Annotated in this window: 7 protein-coding genes and 1 pseudogene; 3 read left to right on the top strand and 5 right to left on the bottom strand. The window is 44.7% G+C overall.

The window, feature by feature from the left end:
* Together NG821_RS11735 and NG821_RS11730 are read left to right on the top strand one after the other, a co-directional pair.
* A pseudogene (locus tag NG821_RS11735) lies at positions 1-110 on the top strand (IS982 family transposase); the annotation flags it as partial.
* 656 nt (positions 111-766) lie between these two features.
* Positions 767-2,170: a hypothetical protein gene (locus NG821_RS11730; RefSeq protein ID WP_252761844.1), complete on the top strand. Its 1,404-nt coding sequence runs from the start codon at positions 767-769 to the stop codon at positions 2,168-2,170.
* Positions 2,171-3,583: 1,413 nt separating this feature from the next.
* On the opposite strand, the gene NG821_RS11725 is transcribed toward NG821_RS11730, so the two are convergent.
* Together NG821_RS11725 and NG821_RS11720 are read right to left on the bottom strand one after the other, a co-directional pair.
* Entirely contained in the window at positions 3,584-4,120 is a 537-nt protein-coding gene (locus NG821_RS11725; protein WP_252761843.1) for a DUF1573 domain-containing protein, read from the bottom strand.
* A gap of 2 nt (positions 4,121-4,122) precedes the next feature.
* Positions 4,123-5,616, bottom strand: coding sequence for a DUF4838 domain-containing protein (locus tag NG821_RS11720; RefSeq protein ID WP_252761845.1), 1,494 nt, complete (start codon positions 5,614-5,616; stop codon positions 4,123-4,125).
* On the opposite strand from NG821_RS11720, the gene NG821_RS11715 reads away from it, so the two are divergent.
* A complete protein-coding gene (locus tag NG821_RS11715) occupies positions 5,545-5,874 on the top strand; it encodes a hypothetical protein (RefSeq protein ID WP_252761846.1) in 330 nt (109 codons plus the stop codon). The two genes, NG821_RS11720 and NG821_RS11715, sit on opposite strands and share 72 nt — an antisense overlap.
* Here NG821_RS11715 and NG821_RS11710 read toward each other — a convergent pair.
* From NG821_RS11710 to NG821_RS11700, 3 genes are read right to left on the bottom strand one after another with little or no spacing between them, the layout of a single operon-like run.
* The gene (locus NG821_RS11710) at positions 5,858-8,818 is read right to left on the bottom strand and encodes a tetratricopeptide repeat protein (protein WP_252761842.1); all 2,961 of its coding nucleotides are present in this window, start codon (positions 8,816-8,818) and stop codon (positions 5,858-5,860) included. The two genes, NG821_RS11715 and NG821_RS11710, sit on opposite strands and share 17 nt — an antisense overlap.
* Before the next feature lie 39 nt (positions 8,819-8,857).
* On the bottom strand, positions 8,858-10,276 hold the full coding sequence (locus tag NG821_RS11705; protein WP_252761841.1) for a glycosyltransferase family 2 protein: 1,419 nt from the start codon (positions 10,274-10,276) through the stop codon (positions 8,858-8,860).
* A complete protein-coding gene (locus NG821_RS11700; RefSeq protein WP_252761840.1) occupies positions 10,257-11,243 on the bottom strand; it encodes a hypothetical protein in 987 nt (328 codons plus the stop codon). Before NG821_RS11700 ends, NG821_RS11705 begins: the two co-directional genes overlap by 20 nt.
* Positions 11,244-11,584 lie beyond the last annotated feature (341 nt).

Genomic DNA, 11,584 nt, shown 5'->3' with positions numbered 1-11,584 from the left:
ACGGCTTGTTTGCCAGAATAATTGGCAAAATCAGTGCGCTAACCGTTTCTCAATATATGAATTACATTAATGGCAAGCCCATCGGTAGAATTAAATACGCACTAAATTAATTCCGCCAACGGGTATACTCTGTAATTTCTTACAAAGATAAAGTTTTCTCATGTTGTATCAAAAATTTTTAAGCTCTTTTTCAGGGTGAATTATTTTATTGGTCCTATAAATGTCCTCCATTCGGGTCCACCATAGACCAGAAAGAATATTTTTGTTTTATTAAGGCATTGCATCCTATAGAGAAAAACGGGTAGTGACGATTTGAATTGACTATCCTGTTTCATCAACCAATTAGTTATTCAATGTACACCAATAATTTTACTTTGGAAATAATTTTAGGTTGATTTTGTAACTAATTGTCTGAAAATCAGGACGAATAACGGATTTAAATTAGTTAAACTATTTCTATAATCTCCTAAAAATAACTAAAAAGCTTATAAATATTTGGTATATATAATAATTTAATTAATTTTGCAATCAGTAAAAATTATAGACTCTTTCTAAGTTGTTACGATAACTTTAAGAGGAGGACTATACGGCAAAATCACCTTTTGTGTGACCATAAGTAAAGAGTTGTATATCAGTTCGGAAACAGGAACGTATTTGGATAAATGGAATCTCGCGAAAGGTGTAAAAATTGAACATGAACATTCTTCGAAAGAAGATAAGTAGTTAGGGAGTTAAATTAATTTTTTTAAAACATAATTGGGAGAAAATGAAAAAAATTATTTTGTATCTTAATCTATCCATACTAACGTTGTTAGGTGGATTGGTAGTAACATCATGTTCCAGCAGTGATGACGGAACAATGTCAACCCCTCAGGCAGCATCTTTGTCGTTTAAACCGGCAAAGGCTTCTAAAGTTGCCCTTTTTTCAGGCGGGAAAGAAATCACACCGACCACAACTGATGGCACTCGTGCAACTGGTTTAACAACAGGTCCTTTTCATTATTACAAGGTGCAAGACGGGAATATCCCTGATCAATACAAATCAGCTATCCCTGCACAAGTTTCAAATGAAGAGAAGACTTATGTGATCAAGTATATTAAAGAGCATCCTAATGACGGTACGACGGACTATGATCACAGTGTCTACTTTGTACAGTTCGTCGGAAGATCTTTTGATTCCTATACGATGAAAGACCATAACGGTGCGACCCAATCTGTGGTAGGTTCTGATCACATGGATCAAATTGCAATCGACGGTAACTTCCTTAATGATTACAATACATCAGGTGGTCCTGATGCTCTCGTTGAGAACCTTCAGTTTAAAAACCCAAGTTATCGTGATTCCTATGGCGATATGGATAACGTGAAGACTAATGCCTATAGGCTCTATAAGATTACTTATAACGGTAAGGTCGGCTATTATATGGGTTTTGATTACAAAACGAAGAAAAACTCCGGGGAGAATTTTACCGGCGATGGCGTTTACAATGACTATGTCATCAAATTGACTTCAGCTGATGGTAATCCTGATCCTGATCCCGATCCAGTGAATCCTGTAAACCCTGTTGATGGCGAGATAGTGGCAAACTTATCACTGAATGACCAGAAAGATGAAGGTGATTTTATCTCTACAAAACTTTCTATCCATGTCCGTGATACGGCTGATGTAGAAGTGTTCATCCCAGTTCCTGCTGAGGATTACTGCCGGGCAGATGATATGAATATTGTAATCTCTCATAAGGATAATGAAGAGAAATACAATAATACTGCTGACTATACCACTATGACTTATGATATTGCCGGTCAAGTCATCACATTGAAAGTTACATATGAGATGGGTGGTATCCGTGTTACGGCTTCAGGTATTAATAGGACTGTCTTAAAATATCTCCGCAAGAATTACAATGACGGCATCACTTTTGAAGTTTGGAACTATTATAAGAACTCTTTGACCGTCAATGGAGTAACGTCTGACATTACCCGTGACTGGCTCCAGAGTCAGTATCTCAATAATTCGACTATTTCATTCATGGTTAGTACGAAGAAGTACATTAATGAATTTGGAACGGTAAACAATGCAATAAATAAATTGGATTGTACAGTATCTCCTACAGACCATGCTTATATCTTGAGGAAAACGGAAGGATTCAATAAGATATACCAAAAGTAAATTTGGAGTACTTTTAAATTTAGAAATAGCAGAAAGCAAAACGCTTTCTGCTATTTTTTTATCCATCAATAAAGGATTCCTTCATCCAATCATGGGTATCATATCTTATTAACTGAATCAGGTATTACGGGCCCTTCCGCTTGTTTTCCCATTCGTGTTTTCTTGTTTGATGCGATTCCTTCCGGAATGGTATAAGTTGTAGCCTTTTGCTTAAGGCCTTGTCAGCCATGACTCTTAAGATCGGAGTAGCCTGATGAATGTGAGGTCATCATTTCTCATCTCTTTTTGTGTCTTGGAAGGAAAGATGGATGTTCTTATATCTTGAAAATGTTTTTGTAGAACTTCTGGTAACTATACTGTATCCAGTTCGGAATCAGAAACATCGGAATAGTGGTATCCGGCTTCAAATTTTCGATGTGAATGCCATGACAGGAGTCTGGAAAGAAAATCCACGCAGAGATATCATGACAGAAATTGGACTACATCTTAGAGAAATGATGAAAAAGTAAAAGAAGTGCCCAAAATGAAAAATACACGATGATAGAAATGATAATCAACATTTTTGTCCTTTTGTTTTTTCTTACGGGAAGTAATAGATAAAGAAAAAGTAGAAGAGGGATGATGTCAATCTCGCAAATCCCCTTAACACCATCTAAAGTAAGAGATGAAAAAAGATAGATGCATAAGTGTAGCCAATAAATAATTAATATTGAAAAAATAGGGAAGATAAGTTTCTTCGAGCCTTTTTTGAAATAAAAAGTCTCAAGGATATATACAATAGTTAACAGATTAACTATTATAAAGTCTCCTTGAAATAATAGGTGAAATGAAAGTAATTTAACCATCATATTTGATATGTAAATAATACCTTTTGCATCTGCTTTGTATTCTGTATTTCATCTGTATCTTCACATCTGTATTACATGACCAAGAGCAATGACATTACACGAAGATACAGCATAACTGATTTAGCTAAAGTCCTTTTTCATAAGTTCTAAAATCAAGTTAATAAAGGACTTCGTAAAAATAGATAAAATTTCTTATATTCACAAGAGAATATGCTTTTTTATTATTAAATAGAGGCTCTTGTTACTTTATGCCGTAATCATCATAAAGCATTTTCTTATGCAGTTATTCACGTCATGATGTGGCATATTTCCATTTACAGATTTGATCATCTTAAAGGGGCTATAGGGGCTTTTTGCCACCATATAGCGATAGCATAAAAAGCGTCAGTGGTTAAGTGGACGCACGAGTTGTGGGGAGAAACGAAGCCACCCAATACAGATTGGCATCAAGTGCAAATATCCGATTGCCGAAGTTCTTTTTGATGCTTCTAAAAAAGGCTTCATGCTTTAGTGCCAGTCACTAAAGCATGAAGCCTTTCCTTAGACTATAAAGAACAGTTGCTGCCTAATAATCATCTTCATCATTTTTCTTCACCCAATAACCTCTTTTTCCATTGGTTTCATCGAAATTATCATGGATGTCCTTCGAGGCCTCTTCAATGATCCTTTCGTCATAGATTTGCTCGAAATCATGGCTGTCGAGTTCTCTAGGGACTACATAGAGGTCGAAGAGAAGGTCTATTTCCCCGTGTGGCAGGGCATTGGCGTAAATGCGGATGGTGTGCTTGACATATCCGAGGTTGTCGGTGCTGTTGTAGATGAAGTGCAATGTACAGGAATCACCTGAATAGATGATGATCTGCATTGTATCCTGATTCACGATACATCCGCAGGACGGTTGTACGTCGTTGATGATGAGCGGTGAGGAGCCGACATTCTTGATTTTATAGGACATATAGACTTTATCTCCGCTGATGACCGGATGATAATGCCGGATCGAGTCCTGTACCTTTACAACTGTAGGTCCGATTTCCTTTTTACATCCGGTGAACAAGGTCATACTTGCCAGTATGATACAAAGAGTGTATATAAGCGCTTTCATTTCTAATGTATTTCGTCACAGGCGACAGTCACACGGCCGTCTTTTTCCGGTGCAATTATTCGAAGTTCTATTTGTCCTTTCCCATTCCCTTTCCCTTTCAAGGGCAGGATATAGGTGAGGTGCTGGAAGTCGCCCCCTGACTGGGGTCTCGTCTCTGAAGGTTGGCTGACAACGCCGGTCTGTTTCCCGTTCTCCAGGATCTCAATTCTTGCAGGAGCGTAGATGTGCCATACGGGCGCCTGAAGGCACCCCAGCGAAAGTTGTGAGAGACTGCCTTTGCTGGATACGATGTATGAAGTGGTCTTCTTCGGACTGATGACCCAGTTGGTGTGGTAGTCATACGCGCTTCCTTCCAGGCCGTCCGTCAGTGCACTGACGTTGCAGGTTACCTTATCGGAATGGATTCTCTTGGGCGGATAACTGCGGTAATACTGAATGTAGTCAGAGAGCAGTCCGTGGGCTTCGCGATAGACCTTCATGTCCTTGAGCTCCTTAGCGCCTTCAAGATCGATGAGGCAGGTCTCGACATTTTCCGGATCGTATTTCTCCAGTCCAGCCCGTATGAGTTCCAGTTGCGTGTAGTTGAAACCGGTGAGGAGCATGCTGAGGCGATGCCGCTCGTCCCCCTTGATGGACTTGGAAGCCCTGTCAAGCTGGCCGTTGAACTCCAGGAATGCCGAAGGCTTGAGATAGGCTTTCGCCTCATCCCCGATACCCCCATAATAAGGGATCCCCTCCGGGCCTTTGACGGCCATGTCTTCGAGGGAGAGGTAATAGTCGGCGACGGCCTTTCCGGAGACAGGATAATATTTTGCATAGTACCCACGGACGAGGGAGGCAATGTCCTGGTCCGGGTCCTTCAGGAGTTTGGCGAGTACGGAGGTCTGCATGTCGTCAAAGGCCGCGTAGTCATCCCCGCTGCCGTTGAGGATGACCCCGCTCACCCCTTGTGCGAGATACCATTTGAATCTTCCCTGAAGGATGCCGAGGCAGGGGTAGGGTGAGAGGTAATCGTCAAAGTTCCTCATGTAGTCCCAGATATAGATCTTGCCGACGGTCTTCTTCCACCTGTCCATGAGATTTTCAAAAGCCTTTGTCGCGGCCTTGCCTTCAAACTCCGCCGTATAGGGGAGGTCCATGGCGGAAATGATGACCCCGACATTGTCGGGCATCTTGTCCTTCGGCGGCTCCTTGACGCTTGCGTACGAAGAGGTGAAGAAAGTGTGGTGCGGGAACCGCTTTGCCAGTCTAGTGATGAGCCTTGAGACGGCCGGCGTGGCTGAGGTCAGTGTGTTCCCTGCGGCCTTGCAGCGGGCGCATTGGCACACCAGGCTGTTGTCATTCGGCATGATGACGAAACGTGAAGGCGCCTGCGTGCCGTCACCGTATTCGTTGAGGATGAAGTTGACGAGCCTCCTATAGACTTGTTCGGAGGAGAAGCAGTACTGGTCCCTGTTCCTCCTTTTCCCGTCGAAGGCGAAAGCCTCTTCGGACAGGTTCGGCCCGAGTGCCTTCCCGAGGTTATGCCCCCACAGTCCCCAGTCATAGTCGATGTTTCCGACACCGTTCGCCTTTTGGAAATCCGGCGTGCAGGTGGGGGAGTAGATGCTCCCGTATTCAAATCCCGCATTGTCTGCCCGGGAACAGGAGCAGAGGGCAATCCCCATTATCAGGAAAAGCCCGTAGGAGAATCTCAGGGCCAGATGTCTGTCCCTACAGGATCCTCTATGTTTGTCTTCAGAATCCGATGGTAAGAGAACCGTCGATGCTGAATAGGTTTTTGTATTTGCTTTCATAGGTGTCTTTATAATTGTTCTTATCGTAAGTTGGGGTACCGCCCGTGTTGTCAGGGATGGCGTTACGATGTGCCATGGTATTGGTGAAGGTGCTCCATGTCCCGTTGAGTGAGAAAGACACATTGCGGATGAGTTGGTAAGTGATCCCTGCTCCGACCGTCGTATTGGTCTTGTCGAATGTTCCGGGGACCGCTGCATCCAGGATTTCCGTCTGTGGGGCATTGCTGACGCTCGCCATGGTCGAGAGCGTCAGGATGCGTGACTCCAAAGGATAATAGTAGCCGTTGACGACGGCGCTATAGCGGAAATGCGACGCATAGTCGATGGCATCCGCTTTTCCTCCCAGAGCAAATGAGGTCCAGGACTTCTGAAGGCCTATGCCGAGGTTGAACATGTTGTTGTCGGACTTCTTCCATCCGTTGGGCGACCAGGTATGGTAATCTTCGTCATATCCAAATGTGTAGGAGTAGGAATTGATGTTCCTGTAGCCTGCGTGTACGTCTGCAGTCCAATCATTTGAAAGTATTTTCTCTATCTGCAGATTGAATGCAAGACGTGGAAAATATTTCGTGGACACCGCGGCGTTTCCCATAAAACTCCAGTAGTCGTTGATGGTATGGTCCCATTGACCCTGTACTTGGATGCCGGTCCCGCCGGGAGAATAGGAATCTGTATTGGGTTGGGAGTTGCCGTCGCGGCCAGCATAATTCACTTGTAATGAATACGTGTTCTTGTGGGTCTTCTGGGTATATTCGATGCCTGCGACTGAGGTCTTGGTGTCATTGTCGCCATAGCGTGAGGTCACGTAGTTGACGGTGATGAAATGCCTGTTGCCCTTTTGGAGAAGTTGGTCGAGGTGAATCCCGAAACTCTTGGCTTCGAGTATTCCCGGCTGGTAGAATTTCTCGTAGTAGTGGGCGGAGTCATACTCATGCATGGCTTCGTAGGCAAGTCCCTTGTCATAGAGCAACGAGCGGTTGCCGCCGTCATAGACGAGAGCCGAGTCGAGGATACCGACAGCCTTAGGGGCCTGGTGGCTGTGAACATAGGATTCTGCCAGCAGCCGGCTGTTCTCGGAGTATGCGCCGATGAGGCTCTTGTTATTGGGATAGTCGTAAAGATAAGGTTGCAATATGCCCCGTGCCTCGTCGTATTTTTGTTGCCGCTGATAGCTTGTGGCAAGTTTGATCTTGAAGTTGACGTCCTGGGGGTAATAGGACGTCGCCTGTTGACTATATTTATCAAATTTAGTAGAATCGTTCAGCAGGGCTGAATTGTTGATGGCGTAGAGGAGTCCCAGTTTTGAAGAAGGGTAGACCTGGACCAGGCTGTCGGCAACGGCAAGGGCCTTGCGTGTCGCGCCTTCGTCCTCCAGTTGCTTGATATACTTCACTGCGATGTCTTCATATTCTGAGAGGTAGTAGGCACGGCGGTCACTACCCAAGTCTTTGTTGAGGATATTTCCAAGCATGGCCAAGGCTTCCTGATACCTGTTCTGTGCCACCAGCAGGTCGGCCTGCCGCAGGTAGAGGTCGCGGTAATTGGGGAAGCGCCGTTCGATCTGTGCCAGGAGTTTTTCTGCCTCTGTGTACTGTTTGGTCTCGAACAGACAGGTGTATTTCTTGTTCAGCGCTGCGAGGACCTGATTCTTGTCTTTGGAGTTTCTGATGATAAAGTCGAGCAAGGGCACGGCTTCCTGATAGTCCATGCTGGCCATGAGGTCGGTAGCGTCGTCCATATCGTAGGTCGAGAGCGCTTCTATGGCATCGCTGTTGCGGGGCTGAAGGCGGACGACCTTCTCCAGTATTGACTTGGCTTGCCGCTTGTCCCCGATCTGCTGATAAATGGTGTATTCCTTCCAGAGGAGTTGGGGATCATTCGGTCGGCCTTTTCTTGCGATGCCGATATAGTAGAGGGCGTCATTGAAGTAGCCCCGGCTGATGGATGTGTTCAGAAGGAAATGGAATGCATCGGTGCTGTGCGTACGGTCGTAGACTTTTTTATACATCTCGTATGGGTCATTGGCGACCGCATCCCTGGCCGTTTCTTCCTCGATGTCGCGCTGCATGGCGGACAGTTTGGCGCTGGAGTGGTGCTTGAGGAAATCCCTCAGGCAGTCGTTGGCTTCACCGTAGCGGTGCATTTCTGCCAGAATGCTGGCCTTCTTCTGAATGAGGCTGGCGGAACCGGGATTGAAATAGAGGCCCTGTGAAGTGGCATTGAGGGCTTCGTCGCTCCGTCCGCTTTGAATGAGCAGATTGACGAGTTCCAAGTAGTAGGAGATGTTGTGCGGGTTTCGCTCCACGAGTTGCCTTAAGGCATCGACGGCCTGTGAAGGGCGCCCGTTGCTCCGGAGTTTCTTGACATTCTCTTCGAGTTGTCCCTGGTACCGCCTTCTGATATCGTTGTCATTGGGGAAGATCTGAGCGAGTCGTTTGAGAAGTCGTTCTGCCTCGATATTGTTGTCTTGCTTGTGGTAGAGTCCGATCTTCCTCAACCAGAGTGCTTTATTATAAGGTGTCTGAATGAGCATCTCGTTGATATAGCAGATGGCACTGGAGTAGTTGCCTGTCCGTTCTTCTATGTTTGTCAGCAAACCGAGGGCCGCCATGTTGTCATCCTCGTACCGTATCGTCCTTACGAAATAAAACCGTGCCCGTGAATACTCGTTCCTATGATAATAATATTTCCCCATGAGGTAGTTCAGACCGGGGTGTTCGGGGTAACTCTTCAGCGCTTTGGTCAGGACAGCCAAAGCTTTGCCGTCTTCTCCCTTGTTGAAGAGGGTGGCGGCAGTTTGTTCATATTTATTGCTGAGCGGGTCATATTGTTGGTGTCGTTGTGCCTCTACGACGATGGAGAGCAAAAAGAACAGACCTATTAATAATAATTTTCTCTGCATAAGTTGTTTGATAATATCCTAAATCGTATTCGTCTTTGTTTATTCATGCTTCTTATAACCTTCCCGCTGTATCGGTTTCCATTTCATCTTCTTGCCGATGATGAATTCAAAGTAGCCCTTGATATTGAAGATGGTGATCAGGGGATGATAGAAAAACGGTTCCAGAAGGGATGCCAGCATTAATGTGCGGTATTGTTTCATATTCTTGTATTCTATCTCAGATGCTACAGAATAGAAGATGACAACAGTCGAGAGCATCACTGTGAAGAGGTATACGGCGGCAGCAACTAAAATTGCTGCAGGCCAGTTGATACCACCTGTGAGGATGAGGTAGAGGAGTACTCCCCAACCTGTAAATTCCACGATGGGTGCCATGAATTCGAAGAAGAACGCATAAGGTACGGTGATGAGTCCCATGTTCTTGTACTTGGGATTGAAAAACTTTTTCCGATGGGTCCAGAAGCACTGTATCAGACCCGTGCCCCAACGGGAGCGCTGCCGGTTGAGCATCTTTACATTTGAAGGACCTTCAGTATGGCAGCAGTTCTTCGGGATCTGTACGATCTGGTATTCCCGTTTGGCTTCACAGCAGTAGCCGGTCATGCGCATGACCATATCCATGTCTTCCGCAAAAGAATCTACGCTGTATCCTCCGGCATTGATGCATATCTCCTTGTTGAAAAGGCCGTAACCTCCCGAGACATTGTTCATGGCGTTGATCCCGGACCATCCCATTTTGCCGACGACGAATGACCGGAGGTATTCCAGTTCCTGAAAGAGCGGAATTGGTCTTCTCGGAGGTTCGAGTTTGCTGATTTCCCCATCTTCGATCGTGCACCCGTTCGACATGGTCATAATGCCGCTGACGGCAATGACATGGGGGTCTTTCATAATGGGAAGCATACATTGCAGGGCCGCATCCCTTGACAGGATACAGTCCATGTCCGTATTGATGAAATAGTGGAATCTGGATACGTTTATCCCGCAGTTGATGGCATCCGCTTTTGTACCCCCGTTCTCCTTGTCGATGACGACGAGTTTGGAATAGACCGGGTTCTTGGAGCGGTACATACTTTTGAAGGGGTGGGTGGTCAGTTTCTCCACATAGGAGTAGGGTACTTTCACAAGATCAAAAGTCTTGACCAGTTTTTCCAGGGAAGAGTCGGTACTTCCGTCATTGACCACAATGACTTCAAATTTGGGGTAGTCCTGTTGCAGAAAGGAGCGGACGTTCTCGATAATGGTCACAGCCTCATTATAGGCAGGCACGATGATCGACACTCCCGGAGTATAAGGATTCTGGCTGATAATGTTGAAAGCATAGTCGTCAATGACTTTCTCCTTGTTGCGGAAAATCGATCTTCCTGCCATAATGATCAGGAACACATAGGAGATAAGCAGTAAAAGGAAGTATATGAATACTCCGTATCCGTAAAAATTAAATATTGTCTGAAGCATATCTCTTAATAATACTTAAAGTGTTGTCGGCATTGAGAATACCACCATAGAGTTTGTATTGACTGATGCTTTCTTCGACTTCTTCGAAGGTTACTCTTTCCTTACCTTTGGCTTGTTGATATAAGTTCTGATAGGCTTTCAAACTCGACTCGTCATAGAGTCGGAGGCAGATGAGTGCTACACGGCGGGTATGAGAACTTGAAGCATGCTGGGAGAAGTAGGAAAAGAATTCAGTCTGATTGCCTTTGTGGATGATCAGCACGGAACGGAGGCAAAGTCTGACGGTGTGCTGACTGGACAAAAAGGCTTCCTTTTTGATCAGGTTCACGGCAGATTCCACCCGGCGTTCTGTCATACATTTGATGGCGGCACGCTTGATTTTCTCATCCGGAGAATCGATATAAGGTATTAAGGCATGTACCTCGATATCCTCTCCCCAATAACTGGTCTCCCGGATGAAGAAGGCTTTGTTCACATTTCTGGCCTCTAATTTTACGATTGCCCTGAATATCGGCAATGGTTTGTTGTCCAATGTGCAAAGTTCAAAGATGTGATGGATTTCCATCTGATCCCAAAGTGAAAGTTCTATATCTGTCTGTCCGATGTACTTATAAGTGTCTTCCTGATTCATCATCATATAGTACATCCTCGCCTGTTTTCGAAGTGGGGCGTTCTCAGAGTTGATGATGCGGCTCACATAACTCACGTCAATATAGAGATTCATGAGAATGGCAAGTTGGACGGCTGCACTCTTCTCCTGGTCTTTTCCTTTCAACAGTTTGTGCTCCAAAAAATCAATGTAGCCCATGACATGGATGATTTGGTAGACATTGAAGAGGTTGCAGCCTTTTCTCATCTTGAAGATATAATTGCAGAAAATCTTCAGGAATAAATTTGCATCTTTGAAATTTGTAACTTGGAAATCATGGTCTCTCAGCAGTATGCCGGAGACTTCTGCAGGTGTCATGTCTTTGTTTGTTTCTTTGACTATAGAGATGATCCGGGGCAGCAATGTACGGTAATCATCTGCCTGTTTCTTTTCATATCGATGAAGGTGCCTTTGATAAAACCATAATTTTATGGCAAGGAACACCATGATGCAGATGCAAAGGAGATTGATGATAAGTGAGACTCGGACAACAAAAGCAAGGTGCCGAAAACGGGTATCTATATTATTATTGACCCGTTGGCGGAATTAAATACCTAAAATATTTATGTTTAAAAAGTTGCACATATCGTTGATTATTAGTAACTTAGTATTGACAAAATATCTAAGTACAATTCAACGTATGCACAACTTATATTCAA

This window comes from Segatella cerevisiae, from assembly GCF_024054555.1.
Taxonomy (GTDB): Bacteria; Bacteroidota; Bacteroidia; order Bacteroidales; family Bacteroidaceae; genus Prevotella; species Prevotella cerevisiae.
This window is presented reverse-complemented; position numbering and strand designations above follow the sequence as displayed.

Bases quoted from the DNA above. Each gene is read 5' to 3' on its own strand.
- NG821_RS11730 (WP_252761844.1), top strand. From the start codon at position 767: ATGAAAAAAATTATTTTGTATCTTAATCTATCCATACTAACGTTGTTA.
- NG821_RS11725 (WP_252761843.1), bottom strand. From the start codon at position 4,120: ATGAAAGCGCTTATATACACTCTTTGTATCATACTGGCAAGTATGACC.
- NG821_RS11710 (WP_252761842.1), bottom strand. From the start codon at position 8,818: ATGCAGAGAAAATTATTATTAATAGGTCTGTTCTTTTTGCTCTCCATC.
- NG821_RS11705 (WP_252761841.1), bottom strand. From the start codon at position 10,276: ATGCTTCAGACAATATTTAATTTTTACGGATACGGAGTATTCATATAC.
- NG821_RS11700 (WP_252761840.1), bottom strand. From the start codon at position 11,243: ATGACACCTGCAGAAGTCTCCGGCATACTGCTGAGAGACCATGATTTC.